Here is a 21,793-nt window from a genome sequence, read left to right as displayed (position 1 = left end):
CCTGCGACCATGTACCGATGACCGCAACACTCGTCGCGAAGAACGTTGCTGGCGGCTTCGCGCACCGCACCCTGTTCGAGGGCGTCGATCTGACCGTGGCACCGGGCGACGTCATCGGCGTCGTGGGTGCCAACGGCGCCGGCAAGAGCACCCTGTTGCGGATCCTGGCCGGCGATCTGGAGCCGCTCGACGGTGCGGTCAACATCGCCCCGGCCGATGCGTTCGTCGGTTGGCTGCCGCAGGAGCACGAGCGGGTGGCAGGCGAGACCGTCGGCGGCTATATCGCTCGCCGGACCGGCTGTGCGCAGGCAGCGCAGGCCATGGACGCCGCGGCCGCGGCCCTGGCAGATCCGGATCTGGCTCCCGCGGGTACCGATGCGGCCGAGACCTACTCGGTGACGCTCGACCACTGGCTGGCCACCGGCGCGGCCGACCTCGACGAACGGGTGCCCGCGGTGCTGGCTGACCTGGGCCTGGACTCTGAGGCGGTGCAGCCCGAGTCGACGCTGATGACCGGATTATCGGGCGGGCAGGCCGCCCGGGTGGGTTTGGCCGCGCTGATGCTGTCGCGGTTCGACATCGTCCTGCTCGATGAACCGACCAACGATCTCGACCTGGACGGGCTGGCCCGGCTGGAGCAGTTCGTCCGTGATCTCCGCGGTGGGGTAGTGCTGGTCAGCCACGATCGGGAGTTCCTGGCCCGCAGCGTCACTCGTGTCCTGGAGCTGGATCTGGCCCAGAACACCACGACCGTCTTCGGCGGCGGATACGACAGCTATCTCGAGGAACGGGAGATCAACCGTCGGCACCGGCGTGAGCAGTACGACGAGTTTGCCGAGAAGAAGGCCGACCTGGTCGCTCGCGCCCGCACACAGCGGGAATGGTCGAGTCAGGGCGTCCGCAACGCCATCCGCAAGGCACCCGGCAACGACAAGATCCGCCGCCGCGCCGCCACCGAGTCCAGCGAGAAGCAGGCGCAGAAGGTGCGTCAGATGGAGAGCCGGATCGCCCGCCTCGAGGAGGTCGTCGAACCCCGCAAGGAATGGACGCTGCAGTTCACCATCGGGGCTGCGCCACGGTCGAGTTCGGTCGTTGCGACACTCGACAATGCCGTAGTGCGGCAAGGCGATTTCGTCCTCGGGCCGGTGTCGCTACAGGTGGATGCCGGCGAGCGGATCGGGATCGTGGGCCCCAACGGGGCGGGAAAGTCGACGTTGCTGCGCCTGCTGCTCGGCCGCCAGCAGCCCGACGCGGGCCGCGCAAGTCTGGGCGCCAACGTCGCCATCGGTGAAATCGACCAGGCGCGCGCCGATTTCACCGGCCCCGCCCGTCTGGTCGATCGCTTCGAGCAGCGGGTGCCGGACTGGTCGACCGCCGACGTGCGAACCCTGCTGGCGAAGTTCGGGCTGACCGCCGACCATGTGGAGCGCGCGGCCGACGACCTTTCACCCGGGGAGCGCACCCGCGCCGGCCTGGCGTTGCTGCAGGCCTGCGGAACGAACGTGCTGGTCCTTGACGAGCCGACCAACCATCTCGATCTGCCCGCCATCGAGCAGCTGGAGCAGGCGCTGGAAACCTACGACGGTGCGCTGTTGTTGGTCACCCACGACCGCCGGATGTTGCAGAACGTCCGGCTGGACCGCTCCTGGCGGGTCGAGGGCGGGAGTGTCACCGAGTTGTAGGTGTGGAAGCGGTTATCCGAAGCGGTCACGAGTCGTCCCTCGCGGCGACGACGACGTGGAGGATGATGGGATCGAAGCGTCAGTCCGAGCCGTTGCCGCCTTGGGCGTCGATGACGGTTTGGATCAGCTCGGCGATGCGCTGCTGTCCGGCTGCGGTCATGTCGAACTTGGCGCGCATCTCGGCGAAGCCGGTGGCGACCTGTCCGAACGTTCCGTCGATCTGCGCGAACCGCTCGTTGACCTGCGCGAACCGCTCGTCGATCTGCGCGAAGCGTTCGTCCACCCGTCGAAAACCGTCGACCATGTCCTGGCGCATGTCGACCATGTCTTCGCGCAACGCGTTGAAGCTTCCGATGGTGGCCCGCTGAAAGTCACGGATTTCGCCGCGGATCTCACCGACGTCGCGATCAGCTCCACCGGCGAGCACCCGGGCTGCGGCGGCGTCGCGTTCGCTGGCGCGGACTCGGCCGCGCAGCTCACCAACCTGCACCTCCAGGGCGCTGACCCGTGACTCGAGATCCTTCGGCGGCATGGTGGCAGCGTACGCCGAGGCGGCGGTCGGGAACGTCCGTCCATCCACAGCCGACGACCTCACCCACACCGGAATCCACTCCGCCGTCAACAACATCCCACTACCCTCCCTCAGTGCACATGACCAACCCCGTGTGCTATCCGCCCGGCGAGGCGCTGCTGGCACTGCATCGCCGCCGAGCGGGAGGATACGCGGTATTGCAGCCCCGTCAGACCTGCTGGTGCGGGCCGCCGAGCTCCGCTGAATTCCGCCGACTTTCCGGTGAATAGGACGGGACTGGTATTTTCCTTAGAGGTATGATGTGGTGTAGACCACGTTGGAAACCTTGATGTGATGCACACCACAGGAGATGGGGCAATGACCACTTTTCTGAGCGGCTTGGCTGCCACCGCTGCCACCGCGACTGTCGGCGCCGGCATGATGGGTCATGCCACCCTGGCGTTGTGTGTCGGTCTGGTGTCGGCCGCCTTCTTCGCCGGCCAAATGTGCTGATTCGACCTGATTGCGGTAGCCGCCGCTCCCAGAGTCACGTCTACTACGCGGCGGTCGACCATCTGCAAGATCTAACCGGCTGATATCCCCGGCGCTATCCGATTTGAACTCATGTCGTACCGCTAGTCGCGGTACGCGTGTGGCGGGTGGGGACGATCTCCCTAGCTCATGCCCCCACCGTGGCACGCGGCGCCGACAACTATCGTCGAGCGATGACACCCGAGGAGCGGCTGACCGCGCTCGAACAGATCGAGGCGATCAAAGCCCTCAAGCACCGCTACTTCCGGGCCTGCGACGCCAAAGACCCCGAAACCTTCCGGGCCTGCTTCATCAATCGCGGGGCCGACATTCATTACGGCCCCCTGGGCGGGTTCGACGACGCCGATCAGATCGCGAAAGTGTTCACCAAGATCGCGCTGCACAAAGTGGACGGCAAACCGGTGATCCTGGACATGCACCACGGCATACACCCCGATATCACCATCACCGGCCCCGGTACGGCCACCGGACGATGGACGCTGAAGTTTCGGCAGCTCAACATGATTGAGCGCACCGAACGCCTGCTCACCGGCGAGTACGACGACGACTATGTGATCGAAGGCGGCGCCTGGAAAATGGCCCGCAGTCACTTCCGCCAACTCTGGGTGATCACCCGGCCCCTCGGCGACGACACGACGGTGGAGGCCTAGAGATGAGCACCCGAATCGCCTTGGTCACCGGTGCCAGCCGCAGTGTCGGCAAGGGCGTCGCGCTGGCGCTCGGATCGCACGGCTGGACCGTCTACGTCACCGCCCGCGGCGAAGTCGGCGCCGACGGGCCGCTGGATCAGACCGCGCGGGAAGTCACCGAACGCGGCGGGCACGGCATCGGTGTGCAATGCGACCACCGCGACGACGATCAGATCGCGAAGCTGTTCGCCCGCATCGGCGACGAGCAGGGCGGCCGGCTGGATCTGCTGGTCAACAACGTCTGGGCGGCGCCCAAGGGATTCGCCGGGTTCAGCGAGAAGTTCTGGCAGCGTCCACTGTCGGACTGGGACACCCTGATCGGGGTGGGCCTGCGCGCCCACTACGTCGCCTCGGTGCACGCCGCGCAGCTGATGGTCCCGCGCGGCGCCGGCCTGATTGCCAATATCTCCTCGTTCGGGGCCCGCGGGCACCTGCACTCGGTGCTCTACGGCATGTCCAAGGCCGGGCTGGACAAGATGGCCGCCGACATGGCCGTCGAGCTGACCGGAACCGGGGTGAGCGCGGTATCGCTGTGGCCCGGACTGGTGAAAAACGAAGTGATGCAGGGCTTTATGGCCCGTGGCCTGGACAACTTCCAAGGCTTCCCGCTGGCCAACGCCGAAACCCCGGAGTTCATCGGCCGCGTCGTCGCCGCCCTGGCGAATGACGCGGACGTCGCTGCCTGTAGCGGGCACACCCTGATCACCGCCGAGGCCGCGCTGGATTACGGCGTCACCGACATCGAGGGAAACCAGCCGGACTCGCACCGCGAACTGTTCGGCGGCGGGCCGCTGTACTGACGGCGCCTACCAGTTGCTCGGCGCGTAATCCTTGAGGAAGCACCCGTACAGATCTTCGCCGGCTTCCCCGCGCACGATCGGGTCGTAGACCCGCGCGGCGCCGTCGACCAGATCCAACGGGGCGTGAAATCCCTCCTCGGCCAGTCGCAGCTTGGTGGGATGCGGGCGCTCATCGGTGATCCAGCCGGTGTCCACCGCGGTCATCAGGATGCGATCGCTCTCCAGCATTTCGGCTGCGCTGGTGCGGGTCAGCATATTCAGCGCGGCCTTGGCCATGTTGGTGTGCGGATGCCCCGGGCCCTTGTAGCGGCGGCTGAACTGACCCTCCATCGCCGAGACATTCACCACGTACTTACGGCGCGCGGTAGCCGCCGCCATGGCCGGGCGAAGCCGGCTCACCAGGATGAACGGCGCGGTCTGGTTACACAGCTGCACCTCGAGCAACTCCAGTGGGTCGATCTCGTGCACGTGCTGGGTCCAGCTGTTGACGGCGGCGGTATCGGGCAGCAGCCCGCCCGCGTCGATCGCGGTGCCCGCGGCGATCCGCTCGGGGGACGCGCTGCGGGCGGTCAGGGCCAGTTCGGTCAGTGCGTGTGGCTGCTGGTGCTCGGCGAGGCTGCCGGCCAGGGCCGCTGGGTGGGCGTCGCTGACATGGTCGAAGGTGATCACGTCGACCAGCTCGCCTGCGGGGGTGCGCTCGGCCTCGACGAGGGCGGCATAGGAGCCGGGCGCGCGCCGCACCGTCTGCGCGGCGTTGTTGATCAGGATGTCCAACGGGCCCTGGGCAGCGACGGTGTCGGCCAGCGCGACGACCTGGGCCGGGTCGCGCAGGTCGATACCCACCACCTGCAGCCGGTCCAGCCAGTCGGCGCTGTCGGGCATCGCGGCGAAGCGCCGCACGGCATCGTTGGGGAATCGGGTGGTGATGGTGGTGTGCGCACCGTCGCGCAGCAGCCGCAGCGCGATGTACATGCCGATCTTGGCGCGCCCGCCGGTGAGCAGGGCCCGTCGTCCGGTGAGGTCGGTGCGCGCGTCACGTTTGGCCCGGCTCATCGCGGCGCAGTCCGGGCAGAGTTGGTGATAGAACGCGTCGACCTGCGTGTAGTGGGTTTTGCAGATGTAGCAGGCCCGCGAACGCAGCAGCGTGCCCGCCGACGCCCCGACCGCGGCAGACACCAGCGGAATGCCCTGCGTCTCGTCGTCGATGCGGCCCGGTGCCCCGGTGGCCGTGGCGGCGATGACGGCCTGGTCGGCGGCGGCCACTGCGTCGCGTCGGGCGGTCCGGCGGGCCTTCTTGACCGCCTTGAACATGCGCGCGGTGGCCCGGCGCACGGCCACGGCGTCCGGGTGCTCCGGTGGCAGCGAGTCGATCTCGGCGAGCACCTGTAGGCAGGTGGCGAGCCTTTCCGGGTCGATGACGGTCACGCCTGGTAAGGGTACGGCCCTGTAACGACCGGCAAAAACACGACAGACCCGCGCTTGGGATCAAGGCAGTTCCCCGCGGTCAGATCATCAGGTAATCTAAGCATCGCTCTACGCGCGGAACTCGGGTTCCGTATCGGTTCGACCCGAACGACCGAGAGGCATGCACCCGGTGTTCCGACTGATGAAGCGGTTCTGGATTCCGCTACTGCTGGTGGTGGTCGTGGCACTGGGCGGGTACGCCATTTCCCGGATTCGCGAATCTCTGGGCCACCAAGGCCCGAATCTGGGGGAAGGGTCCGCAATCACCGAGAACTTCAATCCGAAGCACATCACCTACGAGATCACCGGGACCGGTGGGACCGCGAACCTCAACTACCTCGACGAGAATGGGCAACCGAATCTCGTCGAGAACGCGTCGTTGCCATGGTCGTTCACGATCGTGACGACGCTGCCGTCGATGTCGGCCAACATCATGGCTCAGGGCGATCGCAACACCCGCGACCTTCGATGCCGGGTGACCGTCGACGACGAAGTGCGCGATGAGCGGGCCAGCGACGACACCATCAAACCGTTCATCTACTGCTTGGTGAAATCCGTATGAGCGAGCCGCAGGCCCACCGCCCCTTCTTAGGCCGGATGGTCCGGGTCTTCTCGGTGCCGATCATCTTGTTCTGGGTGCTCCTCGTGATCGTCCTGGGCGCGGTGATCCCTTCACTGGGCGAGGTCGCGGCCACCCGGTCGGTCCCGATCAGCCCTACCGGTGCGCCGTCGTACGCGGCGATGCTCAATATCGGCAAGGTATTTCAGCAGTACGATTCGGACTCCACGGCGATGGTCGTGCTCGAAAGTGATGAGCCGGTCGGGGAGGCCGCGCACGCGTTCTACGACGAGATCGTCGCCAAACTCGAGGCCGATCACGAGCACGTGCAGAACGTTCAGGACTTCTGGAGTGATCCGCTGACCGCGGCGGGTTCGCAGAGTGTGGACGGCAAGTCCGCCTATGTGCAGATCTTCCTCAATGGCTCGCAGGGCACCACCGAAAGCCATGAGTCGGTGGCGGCGGTGCGCGACATCGTTGCGTCGGTGACCCCGCCGCCGGGTATCAAGGCCCATGTCGCGGGCAATACGGTCCTCAATGCCGACACCAGCGTGGCCGGGCATCAAAGCATGCATCGGCTGGAGTTTGTGTCGGTCGCCATCATCATCGTGATGCTGCTCGCCATCTACCGCTCGGTGGTGACGATGCTGATATCGATGGTCGCCATCGGCCTGGGACTGTTTGCCGCAATGAGCGTTACGGCCGCAGCCGGCAACATGAACATCATTGGCCTGACCCCGTATGCGGTGAGCATGGTGACGATGTTGTCCATCGCCGCGATCACGGATTACCTGATCTTTCTGCTCGGCCGATATCACGAAGAGAGAGCCAAGGGCCTCGATCCCGAAGAGGCGTTCTATGTTTCCTACAGTGGCGTCTCGCACGTCATCCTGGGTTCGGGGTTGACCATCGTCGGCGCCTTGATGTGCCTGAGCATGACCACGTTGCCCTACTTCCAGACCATGGGTCCGCCCTGCGCGATCGCGATTCTGGTCGTCATCGCCGCCTCGCTGACGCTGGCCCCGGCGATACTCACCGTGGCATCGAAGTTCGGGCTGCTCGACCCCAAACAGAAACTCTCGACGCGGAATTGGCGCAAGGTCGGAACGATCACGGTCCGCTGGCCTGTCCCGGTCATCTTGATGAGCGGCGCGCTTGCCGTCGTGGGTTTCATCAGCTTGCTGACGTATGTGCCGCAGTACAACGACCAGAAGTTCACTCCCGCCGACATGCCGGCCAACCTGGCCATGGCCGTCGCGGACCGGCATTTCTCCCAGGCCCGGATGAACCCCGAACTGTTGATGCTCGAAACCGATCATGACCTGCGCACCCCCGCGGACATGTTGGTGATCGAGAAGGTCGCCAAGAGCGTCTTTCGCATGCGGGGCATCGATCGGGTGCAGACCATCACCCGTCCACTGGGCGCACCGATCGAGCACAGCTCGATCCCATTCCTGCTCGGTGCGCAGAACGCCGGCACCCTGCAGGCCGCGAAGTTCAACAACGACAACTCGGCTCAGATGCTCGAGCAGGCCGACGAAATGAGCAAGACCGTCGCCAACATGGAGCGCATGTACGCCATCACCAAGGAGATGACGGAAGTCACGCACAGCATGGTCGCCAGGACCCACGAGATGGCGGACACCACCGATCAATTGCGGGACCATCTCGCCGATTTCGATGATTTCTTCAGGGTGTTCCGCAACTACTTCTACTGGGAACCGCACTGCTTCGACATCCCGGTCTGCAACTCACTGCGATCGATCTTCGACACCATGGACGGCATCGACCAGCTCGACGAACAGATACAAGGTCTCACCGTCGACATGGACCGTCTGGATAAGTTGCTGCCGCAGATGTTGCCGGTTCTGCAGAACACCATCGACTCGATGACGACGATGCGCGACTTCATGCTCGCGACCCACAGCACCATGGCCGGAACTCAGGCCCAGCAACAGGAATTGGCCAAAGGCGAGACGGAGATAGGCCTGTACTTCGATCAGGCCAAGAACGACGATTTCTTCTACATGCCGCCGGATGTGTTCGACAATCCTGACTTCAAGCGTGGCATCAAGATGTTCATGTCGCCCGATCACCAGTCGGTCCGGATGATCATCACCCACCAGGGCGACCCGGCCTCGGTGGAGGGCATCGCACATGTCCGAGACCTCAAAGACGTTGTCGCCGACGCCCTCAAAGGCACCCCTCTGGCCAGCGCGAAGATCTCGCTCGCCGGCACCGCATCGCTGTACGCCGACATGCAGGACGGCGTCGTCATCGACCTGATGATTGTGCTTATTGCGTCGCTGATCCTGATCTTCGCGATCATGCTGATCATCACCCGCAGCGTGGTGGCGGCCCTGGTGATCGTCGGGACCGTGGCCGCATCCTTGGGTATCGCGTGCGGCTTGTCGGTCCTGCTCTGGCAGGACATCCTGGGCCTGGGCGTGCAGTGGATCGTGATCCCGTTGTCGATGGTGATCCTGCTGGCAGTGGGTTCGGACTACAACCTCCTGGTGGTCTCGCGCCTGCGGGAAGAGATAGCCGCCGGGCTCAACACCGGCATCATCCGAGGCGTGGGGGCTACCGGGCGTGTCGTCACCGCGGCGGGCTTGGTGTTCGCCTTCACCATGATGGCGATGATCGTCAGTGACCTGCGCGTGGTCGGCCAGCTCGGTACGACTATCGGTATCGGCCTGATCATCGACACGTTGATCGTCCGGGCGTTCATGACACCATCGATCGCTGCGGCGCTGGGTCGCTGGTTCTGGTGGCCGCTCAACACTTTTGAGATCACCAGGCGGGGCCGCAGCGGACCCGGACCGCAGCCGGCCGAAGACAACACCGCACCCATTCCGCAACCCACATCGTAGGTGTCAGGCGATGGCAGACACCGAATCGAAATTGCGCAGGCGCACCGATGGGCGCCTCGATCGGTCGCGTGATCCCGCGATCCTCGATGCCGCCTTGGCGGCCTTGGCCGAGAACGGCTACGACGACACCAACATGAACGACATCGCGGCGCGAGCCGGTGTCGGCAAGGCCGCCATCTACCGCCGCTGGTCGTCGAAGGCGGCGCTGATCGCCGATGCGCTGGTGTACTGGCGGCCCGACCTGATGGACGACGACGTCGCCGACACCGGCAGCCTGGTCGGCGATTTCGACGCGTTGGTGGGACGGATGGCGCGCAGCGACGACGAGCTGATCTCCAACGACGTGGTGTTACGGGTAGCGGTCGAGGCCGCCCATGATCCACACCTGGCCTCGGCTCTCGACGAGATGCTGCTGCTCAGGGGCAGGCGGGTGGTGACGTGCATCCTGCAGCGGGCCGCGGACCGTGGCGAGGTGGCACAAGGCCGCGACTGGTCGCTGGTCGCCGATGTGCTGGCCGGGGTGGGTTTGATCCGGGTCATGAGCGGTCAGAGCTTCGACGCGAAGTTCGCCCGGCAGGTCATCGACACGCTGGTCCTGCCTGCTGTCCTCGCGGCGAACGCCGATTAGTGATTCGCTCAAGGTCGCAAATACAATCGCTGGCGCAATGACCGAGATCTCCGCTGAAGCGGGCCGACGCCGCACCTTCGCCGTGATCAGCCACCCCGACGCCGGCAAATCGACTTTGACCGAGGCTCTGGTGCTGCATGCCAAGGCCATCACCGAGGCCGGCGCGGTGCACGGCAAATCCGGTCGTCGTGCCACGGTGTCGGACTGGATGGAGATGGAGAAAGCCCGAGGCATCTCCATCACCTCGACGGCACTGCAGTTCCCGTACCGCACCCCCAAGGGGCAGGACTGCGTCATCAACCTGCTCGACACTCCCGGCCACGCCGACTTCTCCGAAGACACCTACCGGGTGCTGACCGCCGTCGACTCCGCGGTCATGCTCATCGATGCCGCGAAAGGCCTTGAGCCACAGACCCTCAAGCTGTTCCAGGTGTGCCGTCATCGCCGGATCCCGATCATCACGGTGATCAACAAGTGGGACCGGCCCGGCCGGCATGCCCTGGAACTGATGGACGAGATCCACACCCGCATCGGGCTGCGCCCCACCCCGCTGACCTGGCCGGTCGGCATCGCCGGAGAATTCGACGGGGTGCTCGATCGCCGGTCCGGAAACTTCATCCGGTTCACCCGTACCGCCGGCGGCGCCACCGCAGCACCCGAGGAGCACATCGCCGCGGCCGACGCGCATGCCGCGGCCGGGGACGACTGGGATACCGCGGTCGAAGAGTGCGAGCTGCTGTCGGCCGACGGATCCGACTTCGACCGCGAGGCGTTCCTGGACTGCACGGCGACGCCGGTGCTGTTCACCTCGGCGGCATTGAACTTCGGCGTGAATCAGCTGCTCGACGTGCTCACCGAGTTGGCGCCGGCGCCCAGCGGGGCGCTTGACGTCGACGGCGGACGGCGCGCCACCGACGCACCGTTCAGCGCCTTCGTCTTCAAGGTGCAGGCCGGAATGGACTCCGCGCACCGCGATCGCATCGCCTTCGCGCGGGTGTACTCGGGAACCTTCGAACGTGGCGACGTCCTCACCCACGCCGCGAGCGGCAAGCCCTTTGTCACCAAGTACGCCCAGTCGGTGTTCGGCCAGCAGCGTTCCACCTTGGACACCGCCTGGCCCGGTGACGTGATCGGGCTGGCCAACGCTGCCGCCCTGCGTCCGGGCGACACGCTGTATTGCGATGTGCCCGTGCAGTACCCGCCGATCCCGAGCTTCTCGCCCGAGCACTTCTCGGTGGCGCGCAACGTCGATCCCAGCAAGCACAAGCAGTTCCGCCGCGGCATCGAGCAGTTGGACCAAGAGGGCGTGGTGCAGGTGCTGGTCTCCGATCGCCGGGGTGAACAGGCGCCGGTGCTTGCCGCGGTCGGCCCGATGCAGTTCGAGGTGGCCGCACACCGCATGGCCAGCGAAATGGGCGCGCCGATCACGCTGGAGCCGCTGCCGTATCAGGTCGCGCGGATCGTGGACGCCGACGACGTCGACTTCGTCAACAAGCAGTCGTTGGCGGAAGTCTTGACCCGCACCGACGGTGTGCATCTGGTGTTGTTCTCCAACGCGTGGCGGCTGCAGGGTTTCCAACGCGACAACCCAGACGTGCAGCTGCGGTCCTTGGTGGCCGCGGAGGGCTAGCGCGGCCGTTAGGTGCGCAACCGCACCGTCCGCGTCGTCGAACTCTCGTCGAGCTCCACCAGGTCCGAGTAGGACCGCAGGAAATCGCTGAATGACTTATAGCCCAAGGCTTTCTCGCTGAACGACGGATCCATCCGCTTCATCTGCGCCTTGACCGCCGAGTTGTGCAGCCACTCGACGTCGTCCTTCTCCAGACCGATCCGCAGCGCGCGGGTGAGCAGTCCGGTGGCGGTATCCACCGGGTCCGGCGCGGGCTCTTCGAGTTGCTCCTTGGCCTGGCGGCTGCGCCGCTTCGGTTCGGCCTCGACGTCGGCGGTGGCCGGCGCGGGCTCGAACACCGGCACGCCCGGCAGTGCGTCGTAGCTGAGGAAATCGTCACAGGCCGCCGCCAGGGCGCGGCTGGTCGAGCCGGCCACGCCGATGCCGACGACGTAGCGGCCCAGGCGTTTACAGCGCTGGGCCAGCGGGATGTAGTCGGAGTCGCCGGCCACGATCACCACGTGGGTCAGATCCGGCAGCCGGAACATATCCTCGACCGCGTCGACCGCCAACCGGATGTCGGCGCCGTTCTTGCCGTAGGCGGCGGCCGGGAACAACTGCACCAGATCGACCGCTCGCCCCACCAGCTGCGCGCGGTAGCCGGTGTTGACCTCCGCCGACCAGTCGGCGTAGGCGCGGGTGAGCACCAGCGTCCCGAACGACGAGGCGAAATCGATGATCGCTCCGACATCGACGGTGGCCCGGGCGAGGCGTTCCGGATGCTTGGACAGGCCCTTGGACTTGTCCTTTTGAAACGAACTGCGCCCGTTGACCTGGTCGTAGCGCGAGATCACGATGTTGTCGAAGTCGAGGTAGACCGCGACCCGGGTATCGCCGGATTCCGTCATGGTCCCAGTGTGGCGCACCACCGGCCCCATCCATAACGGGCTGGCGGGCATAGGGGAGGCGCCCGCCTCTGAGCGACAACCGCGCGGGCGGCGAGGGGTAGTGCGATGTGTCGCTCAGAGACGGGCAACTGCCCACATGGTCCGGCCCGGCAGCAGCGCCCAACCGGCCCGGCAGCAGCGCCCAACCAGCCCGGTACCAGCGCCCAACCAGCCCGGTACCAGCGCCTAACCGGCCCGGTACCAGCGCGGAATCAGCTCCGGGTCCGGCGGCGGGTGCTGCCCGAAGAACCCGCGCGGGTCACCGCGTAAAACCTAGGCATTCTGAACGTCAGCGCGCTGGCGGATATTGCCCAGCCGGCGAACAACAGAATGGCGAAGCCGCGAGGGTAATCCGGCGATGTGACAGGTCGGGGCGGCTAGCGCCCCGGGGAAGCGGTCGGCAGCCCGAGGGCGCCAGCGGCATCGAGCAAGCGTTGGTCGTAGGCGACGAACGCGGTCAGTCTGGCCCCGAACACCGCGTGACCAGTCGCCAGATGGATTGCGTCCAGGGATCGCAGCGTCGGGTCGGGATATGCCGCAGCGGCGGCCCGAACCACCTCATCCACCTCGTAGCGGGAGACCCGAGATACCAGTGCGGGGATATCGGCTAGGCGGGCGGGATCCATCCGCCGAAGAGCGCGAGGCAGTTCGACCTCGATCACAGTTGACGACACCCACGGGGCGAACTCCTGTGCGTCGAGCCAACCGGCGAGCGCGTCGGTCTCCGGTTCGCGCCGGACAAGCTTCACCAGCGCCGACGTATCCAGATACAACATCAGTAGCGCTCGTCATCCCGCATCTCGCGGAGCAGTTCCCCGGCCTCGTGATCGGTGATCACCGGTCCGGAAGGACGAGGCGCCGGCCCGCTGACGGTCGCCGGACGCAGACGCCCGGACCGAATCATCTCGGTCAGCGGATCCTCCGTAGCGGGGACCAGACGAGCGATCACCGTTCCCCGTTCGGTGATCTCAAGCTGTTCGCCCCGTTTGACGCGCGCGAGCACACCGGAGGTGTTCTGATTCAGCTCGCGCACCGGGACCTCGGACATAGGAAAATTGTACTACGAATTTGTAGTACAACGGTTTCACGCCTCCCGCAGGCGCAGCGCCAGCCCGGACGCCCGCACCACCCGCCGGCCCAGCGCCGCCCGCACCGAGGCCTCCGACCCCACCACGCGCACCTTCGTCTTGGCCCGGGTCACCGCGGTGTAGAACAACTCCCGGGTCAACAGCCGCGACTCGACGGGCGGCATCAGCACGGTCACTTCGCCGGCCTGGCTGCCTTGGCTCTTGTGGATGGTCATCGCATACATGGTCTCGACCTCGGCGAGCCGGCTGGTGGCGAACTCCAGCGGCCCGGACGCCGTCGAGATCACCGCGCGCAGCCCCTCGTTGCGGACCACCACCGCCCCGGTGTCGCCGTTGCGCAGCCCCAGCCCGTAGTCGTTGGCGTTCACCAGCAACGGCCGCCCGGCATACCACTCGGTCCACATCGGGTCGCCGGTCTGCTCGGCGACGAGGCGGCGGATCTGCTGGTTCCAGTGCCGCACCCCGTGCAGGCCCTCTCGGTGCGCACACAGCAACCGGTGCTCGTCCAACGTCGCCGCCGCTGCGGTGGCATCACCGAGCAGCGCGGCCTGGCGCACCGCCAACGCGTGGGGAACCACCACAGCCGCCAACCGCTCGGCCACGTCCCCCGCGTGGTCGGTGTCGATCCACTCCACGTGGTCGCCCCCGGCGGCCAGCAGCGCAATCGCCCTATCGGCGTCGCCGTCGCGGATCGCCACCGCCAGGGCGCCGATCGACTCGCCGAATCGGTGCGAGGTCCGCAGCGTGGCCACCCGGGTGTCCGGCCGCGCCGCCAGCCCGTCCACCAGATCGGCCAGCACCGCACCGGCTTCCACCGACGCCAGCTGGTCGGCGTCGCCCACCAGAATCAGTCGGGCATCCGGGCGCATCGCCTCCAGCAGCCGGGCCATCAGTGTCAGCGACACCATTGATGTCTCGTCGACGACGATCACATCGTGCGGCAGCCGGTTGGCCCGATCGTGGCGGAACCGCACCGAACTGTCCGGCCGCGAACCCAGCAGCGTGTGCAACGTGGTCGCACCCAAGCCCGCCAACCGCTCCTGATCCACCGGGCCCAGCTCGGCCACCTCCGCGGCGACCGCCTCGGTCAGCCGAGCCGCCGCCTTACCGGTGGGGGCCGCCAATGCGATCCGCAACCCGGGCGTGCCGGACCGTTCGGCGTGCTCGGCCAACAGCGCCAACAGCCGCGCCACCGTGGTCGTCTTGCCGGTGCCCGGCCCACCGGTGAGCACCGTAACCGGCTGCGACAGTGCGATTTCGGCGGCCGCACGTTGCTCGTCGAAGTTGCCAGGCGGAAAGAGTCGCTCAAAGGCGGGCAACTGAGTTGGTGCTGTCCCGGGTGCCGACAACGCCAGCAAGTCCGCGCAGACCTGCTCCTCCTCGCGCCAATACCGGTCGAGGTAGAGCAGTCGGTCATCATAGAGCCGCAGCACCTGCGCCTGCACCAGCTGGCTGGCGCGCACCGCTTCCAGCCAAGCCGCCGGTTCGGGCCAGGACACCTCCGCGTCGTCGGTGTCGGCGGCCACCGACGCCAGATCCAGACACACCGACCCGTGCCGCAGTGCGCGCACGGTCAGCGCCAGCGCCAAGCCCACCGTCTCATCAGGTTCACCACCTAACGCCGTGATGCGTTGGGCGGCATGCACATCGGCGGCATCCAGCACGCCAGCCTGATTGAAGTCCCGCAACAGCCCGGTGGCTCCCACCGCCACCCGCCACTCCAACAACCCGCTCATGCCGCCCGCTTTGCGTGCAACAGATCCGACAACGCCACCACCAGCGCCGTGGGTGGCCGCCAGTCGAACACCCCGGCACGATGCCCTCCGAGCACCGGGGTGTCCGGTCCACACATCCCGCGCACGAACAGATACAGCACCCCACCTAGATGCTGCTCGGGGTCGTAGCCGGGCAGCCGCCACCGCAGGAACCGGTGCAGCACCGCGGTATACAGCAGCGCCTGCAGCGGATAGTCCGAATGCAGCATCGCGGCGGTGAGCCGATCGAATCCGTAGTCGGCGGCGGTGTCGCCGAGCCGGTTGGTCTTGTAGTCGACCACCAGGAAGCGCTGCTCGGGCACCCGCAGCACCACATCGATCGACCCGGACAGATAGCCGCGCAGCGGCTGACCACCCAGCGCCTCAGTGGCCAGCCGGTCGGCATACGGCGCGAACGGGTCATCGGTGGGCAGGTGCTTACGCAACAGCGCCCCCACGTCGGCGAGCCGCACGTCCGGCGCCACGCCCCGAACATCCCCGCCGGCCAGCGGGATCTCGAAGTCCAGCTCCCGCAACCGGTCCCGGGTGCCGATGTCACGTAGTGTCAGCCCTTCGGCCAGTGGACCCAGCGAAGTGTCGTGCATGGGCACCAGTGCCGCCGCCAGCGCGGCCGGCTCGGCGTCGACCGACCACCAGGCGGCATGCACGCGCACCTGGGCTTCCAGCTCGGCCACCAGATCTGCGGCGAACGGATCGGCGGTCTCCAACACCGCGTGCACCAGCGAGCCGAACGCCGCCCCCGCGGGCAGTTCGGCCATCGGCGAGACCAGATCGGCTCCGACCGGCGGAGCCGCAACCGTCACCGGCACATCGTCGGCTTCGTCGTCGCGGGCGGTCAGCTCCGGTTCACTGTGCACCCCGGAAGACGCGCCCGCTACATCCGCTCCGACCTCGCTGGCATGCCGGATCAACCCCGAATACGACGTGCGCCGCCAGCCGGTGTCGATGTGCCGGTGGAAGTGCCGTGCTTCCAAGTCATCCGGAGGTTGCGGCGCGGCGACCGGGGCCAACGGGGCGATCACCGAATCCTCGACGACCAGACCGCCGGCGGCCTCCCACTCCCGGAAGCAGGCCAGGGCTTCGGCATCGGATGGCTTGGGCTCGCAGCGATCCGGCACCGGCGCCTCGCCACGGCACCGGCCCCGCAGCAGCCGGGACAGGCCCCCATTGGGTTCGTCGTAGGACGCCGACCACCACGCCACCACCTGCGACTGTGCCCGGGTCAATGCCACATAGGCGAGCCGAATGTCGTTGCGGGCGGCTTCGGCCAGGCTCAGCCGTTGCACGTCGGTGTGGTCGGAGCTGTCCGGTCCACCGACGTGCCGACAGCGGATGCCGTCCTCGTGGTACAGCGGGATGGCCTCGTCGAACATATGTCGGTTGAACGCGAACGGCAGGTACACAATCGGAAACTGCAAGCCCTTGGAGCCCCACACCGTCAGGATCTGCACGGCGGCGGCGTCGGAATCCAGTCGACGATTGTGCTGCCCACCGCCGGTTCCTTCCGTGCATTGACGGCGCAACCAATCCCGCAAGGCCGGCAGGCCCAGCCGGTCCCGGTGCGCGGCCTCATGCAGCAGCTGCGCCACATGCGCCAGATCGGTCATGGTGCGTTCTCCGCCGTACTCGCCCAGCAGCCGGCGCTTGAGGCCGGCCAACTGCGCCGCCTCGAACACCGCAGCCGGCCCGTGCATCCGCAGCTCATCGGACCAGTCCCGCAACGTCGAAGCCACCTTGTCGGTCAACGCGTCACCACCGTCGGCCAGCGCCGCGGCGGTATGACCGAAGAACACCGTCGCCGCGGCGGCACGCACCAGCCCGCCGCGATGCGTTGCTTCGAACGCCTCCAGCAGACACAACCAGTCGGCGGCCGCCGCCGACGAGAACACGTCGGCGTCGCCGGTGAACACCGCGGGAATCCCGGCCCGCAGCAAGGCTTCTTGGCAAGCGGCCGCGTCCCTGCTGTTCTCGACGATCACCGCCACGTCGCCCGGGCTGATCGGCCTGCCGTCGAAGGTCGCGCCGCTGGCCCACAAGGCGGCGACGTCGGCGGCCAGATCATCGGGGATATGGCGGCGCAGCTTGGCTATCGGGGTGACGCGGTCCGCACTGACGCCGAAGGTCGCGCGGCCGACCACCCGCAGCCGGAACGGGGCGGTGCTGGGCGCACCGGCCAACCGGGTGCCGCTGACCGCGGCCTCGACATCGTGGACCACGATCTGCGGATCACCCAGCGCCGCACCGCCCATCACCGTCTGCAGCGCATCGACCAGCGCCGAGTCGCTGCGCCAGTTCACCGCCAGGGTGCGCTGCTGCCCCGCGGTGCGCGCCGCCTGCAGATAGGTGTAGATGTCGCCGCCGCGGAACCCGTAGATCGCCTGCTTGGGATCGCCGATCAGCACCACCGCCGAATGCCCGACGAAGCCGCGTTCGATGACCTGCCACTGGATGGGGTCAGTGTCCTGGAACTCGTCGACCATCACGATCGGCCAGCGCTGCCGCATCCGTTCGCGGGCCGGGGACTCTTCAGGTTCCAGCGCACCGGCCAGCCGGCGCAGCAGGTCGTCGTACCCGAGCACCCCGAGCCGGCGTTTGCGCAACTCCAATTCGGTGCAGACCGCATCGACGAATCGCAGCCGCACCTCGGCCACCGTGCCGGGTTCGGGATCCCGCGGGCGCAGTTGGGCATACGGGTCGGAGACCACCACCCGCGCGAGTTTCAGCGCGTCGGCGTAACTCAGTGCCACCTCGTCGCGCTGCGTGCCGAACTGCGCCAGGTACAGGTCGTCGACCACCCGGATCACCAGGTCGTCAAGGCTTTCCACCAACTGGACGCCGGCGCTGGTGTCACCGGCGATACCCAGGGACTTCAGCACCAGATGACAGAACTGATGGGTCGTGGCGATGGTTGCGGCGTCGAAGCCGGCCAACGCGTCACGCAGCCGGCGGCGGCGCAGCTCCCGCTCATCTGCGCTGCCGCTGCACAGATGCGCGACAAGATCATTGGGTTCCTGCGTGGTGGTGCCGTCGAGGGCGGCCAGCGTCTCCACCAGTTGGCGACGTACCCGATCACGCAGCTCCCGGGTAGCCGCGCGGCTGAAGGTGATCAGCAGCATCTCGTCCAGCGTGGCGTGCCCCTCGGCCAGATAGCGGGTCACCAGACCCGCCAGCGTGAACGTCTTGCCGGTGCCGGCACTGGCCTCCAGCACGGTGGTGGTGCCGCGGGCCGGCAGCGGGCCCAGCAGATCGAAGCGTTCCATCAGCGCCCCCGCCTTTCCGCGCGCAGCAGCGGCAGCCACAGCCTGGCCGCCAGCGCGCCCAGCCGGGTGTCCTCACCGTCGATCTCCTCACCCGGACGTGGCGGGCCTTGCAGCACGTCGAACGGCGCGCGCGGGCCCCAGACCCGGACGCTCGCGGGTTCGGCGTCCTCACCGGGATAGCGCTGCGTGGTCCATTTGCTGCTCGCATACCAGACCGGGTCGCGCCCGGCGTTACGCTTCTCCGCCCACGCGAACGACGTCTTGATCGGCAGCGGCAGCGGTTCGCAGCGCCCGATATCGTAGAGCCACAACAGCTCTCGCAACGTTTCGACCGGGTTGGGCGGCGACCCGAGCACCCGCTGCAGGACGCGTTCGCCGTCGCGGGCCCGGCCGATGCAGCGGGCGGTCCATTCGATGCCGGGACGCTGGGCGGCCAGCGCCACCAGCGGGATCCAGGCCTGCAACAAGTGGGTGTCGCGCAGCTTGGAGTAGTTCACCGACACGGTGTTCGCATCGAATACCGGGGTGACGGTGCCGGTCAGCCGGCGCCCGCCGCCGAGATCCAGATCGATGTCGTAGGTCGCCGGTGCGCCTTGGCGATGCTCGAGCGCCGCGGCCGCCAATCCCGCGACCCGGTCTCGGATCTGTTTGGCGGTGCGCCAGCCCAGTTGACCGGGCGGCAGGCTGCCGCGGCGCCACTCGGCTGCGATAGCGTTGGCGGGGTCGGTGCCCAGCAGCATGTCGTGCAGCATTCGATTGCCGACCGCCCATTCGCCAAGCGCGTCGATCTCGACGGGCATGCCGTCTTCGACCTCGTCGACCTCCCACGGCAGCGTGTAGTTCAGCGCAGTGAAGAAGCCCTTGACCGGATCCTTGAAGAATTTCAGCAGGTCGACGAGCGCAACGTCTCCCGGCGGCGGTGCAGGCAGCGGATCGGTGATGAACTGCGGTGTGGTACGGCGGGTTCCGGCGGCGGTTCTGGCGGCCAGCGGCACCGTCGGGTCGAACGTGAACGGCACGTCGGGGATCAGCCGGCCGGGTTCGACGTTCTTGACGTCGAACGGCTGCAACGGATGCTCCACAACAAGGTGCGCGCGCACCGGTTCCGGCGTGGTCTTATCCAGGGCATCGATCAACTCGGCCAACGGGACGGCGGGCGGGCGCGGATGGCCGGTGTGTTCGTCGGCGCCGGTGTAGGTGATCACCAGCTTGTCGATGGCGGCGGTGATCGCATCCAGCAGCAATTGCCGGTCCTCAGAACGGATATCACGCTCTCCGGTCATCGGGCGCCGCGCCAGCACGTCGTCGCCGTCGGGCAGGTCCAGCCGGGGGAACACCCCGTCGTCCACGCCTAACAGGCACACCACCCGGTGTGGCACCGACCGCATCGGCACCATGGTGCACACCGTCAGCGTGCCGGTGCGGAAGTTGGCCCGGGTCGGACGCCCGGCCAGGTGTCCGGCCATCAGCACGCGCACATCGGGCAACCGCAGTGCGGTGTCGCTGCGGGCCGCGGCATCGTCGAGCACCTGCGCCAACTCCCGCTGCAGATGCGCGCTCTGCCAGGCCTCCGTGCCGGCATCGGCCAGCTCGGCGACCCCGTCGCGCAGCGCGGCGATCCACTGCGCCAGCGGGCGCGTGCCGTCGAGCTTGTCGACCGCCGACTGCAACCGTGCGACGAACTCGGCCAGCTTTCCGGCCAGTTCCACCTGACTGCTGCCGACGTCGTCGAGGGGGAGCGCGGTATCCAGCCAGGCCTGCGAATCATCGGACATCGCCACCCCGGTCAGGATGCGATCCAGGCCGAATCGCCAGGTGTTGTGCACGATGTGGGACAGTCCGTAGGGCTCGCGGGTGTGTGGGTCAAAACCCCAGCGGATGTTGGCGGTACGCACCCAGGTGGTGATCTGGGCCAGATCGTTGTCGGTGAAGCCGAACCGTGCCCGCACCGGGTCGGTGTGGGCGAGGTTGAGCACAGCGGTGGCGGTGGCGCGGCTGCCGGCGATCTCCAGCAGTTCGGCGGCCACCGCCAGCAGGGGATTGGTCTGCGTCAGTGCCCGGTCGGCGAGCTGCACCCGCAATCGATGCGCCGGGTGGGTATCGCCGGCCAGCTCGCCCAGACCGAAGTCGGCGACGATCAACGGCGCATAGGTTTCGATGTCGGGGCACATCACCACGATGTCGCGGGGCTCGAGCGTTGGATCGTCGTGCAGCAGCCCGAGCAGGACTTCGCGCAGCACGTCGACTTGGCGGGCCGGGCTGTGGCAGCTGTGCACCTGCACCGAGCGGTCGGATGCGGCGCGGATGCGGCCCTCGGGGCGCAGCGCGTTGGCGCCCAGGTCGGATTGCAGCCAACCCAACAGGGTGTCCGGTCGTGTTGCGGCACGCAGGTATTCGTCGCTGTCGGGTGCAGCGGGCAGGCCGCGCTGCAGCTCACGCAGATCGCGGCCCAGGGTCTCCAGCAGCGGATGATGGGCGCGGCGCCGAGTTTCGTCGTCGGTGCGCGCAACGGCGCCGTGCACGTCGCCGAGCGCCCGCCACAGCGCATCGGAGGGATGCGGCAGCCACAGATGCAGGTCGTGATGGGCGGCCAGCGCGTCCAGCAACTCGATGTCGGTGCACGCCAAGCGCGTGTGGCCGAACAACGACAGCCGGGCCGGCAGCGTTTCGGTCGGCGCCCGGCGCAGCCGCTCGACCGTATCGCGGTGCCGAAGGTGCGGGGGATCGATCCCGATGGCAGCCACCAGCGCCCGCCACAGCGGCGGCTGCCAGCCCAAGTCGTCGTGCAACGTCCCGCCGGCACCGTCGGTGGACTGGCCTGCGCTCCAGTCGACGAGCAGCTGCGGGCGCTGCCGGGCATACGAGGCGAACAATCCGGCCAGCCGGCGCGCCACCGCGTAGCGCCGGCCGCGGCGCAGCTCACCTTCTCCGCTGGGGTCGTCGTGGCCCAAATGCTTTGCCAGCGTGGCGCACCAGGGCTCGTCCAGGTTTGCGTCGATCACCGCCAACAGCGGCCAGGTCATGGCATCCGGGGACCACGGATCGTCGTCGCCGGCGCCGGTGATCTCGGCGATCAGCGAGGTCGGGTTGCGAAACTCCACGCCGGCGCAGACCCCGTCGCCGCCGGGACCGGCACCCAACACATGGGACAGGCGTTGGGACAACCAGCGCTCCACCCCGCGCGCCGGCACCAGCACCAGCTCCTGGGCGAACGGGTCGGCCGGTGGCGTCGCCAACAGGGCACCGAGGCCGTCGGCGAGGACGTCGGTGCGCTCGGCGCGGTGCAGGTGCAGTGCCATCGCGGCCACCCTAAACCGCGGCCCCGACGCTTGGGCTGAACCATCGGCCGCTCGGGT

The 21,793-nt window shown here is 67.6% G+C and carries 15 protein-coding genes; 7 read left to right on the top strand and 8 right to left on the bottom strand.

Annotation, left to right across the window (positions count from 1 at the left end; translation table 11 throughout):
- The first annotated feature begins 17 nt into the window (after nucleotides 1-17).
- Entirely contained in the window at nucleotides 18-1,682 is a 1,665-nt protein-coding gene (locus NM962_05025) for an ATP-binding cassette domain-containing protein (GenBank protein ID UVO13480.1), read from the top strand.
- A gap of 79 nt (nucleotides 1,683-1,761) precedes the next feature.
- On the opposite strand, the gene NM962_05020 is transcribed toward NM962_05025, so the two are convergent.
- Nucleotides 1,762-2,214 (bottom strand): hypothetical protein, encoded by a 453-nt coding sequence (locus NM962_05020; protein UVO13479.1) that lies wholly within the window; start codon nucleotides 2,212-2,214, stop codon nucleotides 1,762-1,764.
- 704 nt (nucleotides 2,215-2,918) lie between these two features.
- On the opposite strand from NM962_05020, the gene NM962_05015 reads away from it, so the two are divergent.
- Both NM962_05015 and NM962_05010 read left to right on the top strand, forming a co-directional pair.
- Nucleotides 2,919-3,395 (top strand): nuclear transport factor 2 family protein, encoded by a 477-nt coding sequence (locus tag NM962_05015; protein UVO13478.1) that lies wholly within the window; start codon nucleotides 2,919-2,921, stop codon nucleotides 3,393-3,395.
- A gap of 2 nt (nucleotides 3,396-3,397) precedes the next feature.
- Nucleotides 3,398-4,234 (top strand): SDR family oxidoreductase, encoded by an 837-nt coding sequence (locus NM962_05010; protein ID UVO13477.1) that lies wholly within the window; start codon nucleotides 3,398-3,400, stop codon nucleotides 4,232-4,234.
- A gap of 6 nt (nucleotides 4,235-4,240) precedes the next feature.
- Here NM962_05010 and NM962_05005 read toward each other — a convergent pair whose 3' ends face one another.
- A complete protein-coding gene (locus tag NM962_05005) occupies nucleotides 4,241-5,659 on the bottom strand; it encodes an SDR family NAD(P)-dependent oxidoreductase (GenBank protein UVO13476.1) in 1,419 nt (472 codons plus the stop codon).
- A gap of 169 nt (nucleotides 5,660-5,828) precedes the next feature.
- Here NM962_05005 and NM962_05000 point away from each other — a divergent pair, with 169 nt between their 5' ends.
- The 4 genes from NM962_05000 to NM962_04985 are packed head-to-tail and all read left to right on the top strand — an operon-like array spanning nucleotide 5,829 to nucleotide 11,388.
- Nucleotides 5,829-6,260 carry an MmpS family protein gene (locus NM962_05000; GenBank protein ID UVO13475.1) on the top strand — a complete coding sequence of 144 codons (432 nt, stop codon included), beginning with the start codon at nucleotides 5,829-5,831 and terminating at the stop codon, nucleotides 6,258-6,260.
- Nucleotides 6,257-9,130 (top strand): RND family transporter, encoded by a 2,874-nt coding sequence (locus NM962_04995; protein ID UVO13474.1) that lies wholly within the window; start codon nucleotides 6,257-6,259, stop codon nucleotides 9,128-9,130. Before NM962_05000 ends, NM962_04995 begins: the two co-directional genes overlap by 4 nt.
- A gap of 10 nt (nucleotides 9,131-9,140) precedes the next feature.
- Nucleotides 9,141-9,758 carry a TetR/AcrR family transcriptional regulator gene (locus tag NM962_04990; GenBank protein ID UVO13473.1) on the top strand — a complete coding sequence of 206 codons (618 nt, stop codon included), beginning with the start codon at nucleotides 9,141-9,143 and terminating at the stop codon, nucleotides 9,756-9,758.
- 37 nt (nucleotides 9,759-9,795) lie between these two features.
- On the top strand, nucleotides 9,796-11,388 hold the full coding sequence (locus NM962_04985) for a peptide chain release factor 3 (protein UVO13472.1): 1,593 nt from the start codon (nucleotides 9,796-9,798) through the stop codon (nucleotides 11,386-11,388).
- Between the two features lie 8 nt (nucleotides 11,389-11,396).
- Here NM962_04985 and NM962_04980 read toward each other — a convergent pair whose 3' ends face one another.
- From NM962_04980 to recC, 6 genes are all read right to left on the bottom strand, one after another.
- A complete protein-coding gene (locus NM962_04980) occupies nucleotides 11,397-12,275 on the bottom strand; it encodes an NYN domain-containing protein (GenBank protein ID UVO13471.1) in 879 nt (292 codons plus the stop codon).
- A gap of 416 nt (nucleotides 12,276-12,691) precedes the next feature.
- A complete protein-coding gene (locus NM962_04975; protein ID UVO13470.1) occupies nucleotides 12,692-13,090 on the bottom strand; it encodes a type II toxin-antitoxin system VapC family toxin in 399 nt (132 codons plus the stop codon).
- Complete coding sequence (locus tag NM962_04970) at nucleotides 13,090-13,362, bottom strand: type II toxin-antitoxin system prevent-host-death family antitoxin (GenBank protein UVO13469.1); 273 nt, start codon at nucleotides 13,360-13,362, stop codon at nucleotides 13,090-13,092. Before NM962_04970 ends, NM962_04975 begins: the two co-directional genes overlap by 1 nt.
- A 36-nt stretch (nucleotides 13,363-13,398) precedes the next feature.
- Complete coding sequence (recD, locus tag NM962_04965) at nucleotides 13,399-15,138, bottom strand: exodeoxyribonuclease V subunit alpha (GenBank protein ID UVO13468.1); 1,740 nt, start codon at nucleotides 15,136-15,138, stop codon at nucleotides 13,399-13,401.
- The gene (gene recB, locus NM962_04960; protein ID UVO13467.1) at nucleotides 15,135-18,437 is read right to left on the bottom strand and encodes an exodeoxyribonuclease V subunit beta; all 3,303 of its coding nucleotides are present in this window, start codon (nucleotides 18,435-18,437) and stop codon (nucleotides 15,135-15,137) included. Before recB ends, recD begins: the two co-directional genes overlap by 4 nt.
- Nucleotides 18,437-21,736: an exodeoxyribonuclease V subunit gamma gene (gene recC / locus NM962_04955; protein ID UVO13466.1), complete on the bottom strand. Its 3,300-nt coding sequence runs from the start codon at nucleotides 21,734-21,736 to the stop codon at nucleotides 18,437-18,439. Before recC ends, recB begins: the two co-directional genes overlap by 1 nt.
- Between the last annotated feature and the right edge of the window lie 57 nt (nucleotides 21,737-21,793).

It is taken from the genome of Mycobacterium sp. SVM_VP21 (assembly GCA_024758765.1).
Taxonomy (GTDB): domain Bacteria; phylum Actinomycetota; class Actinomycetes; order Mycobacteriales; family Mycobacteriaceae; genus Mycobacterium; species Mycobacterium heraklionense_C.
Note: the sequence above shows the minus strand (reverse complement) of the source record. Positions and strands in the feature narration are given on the sequence as shown.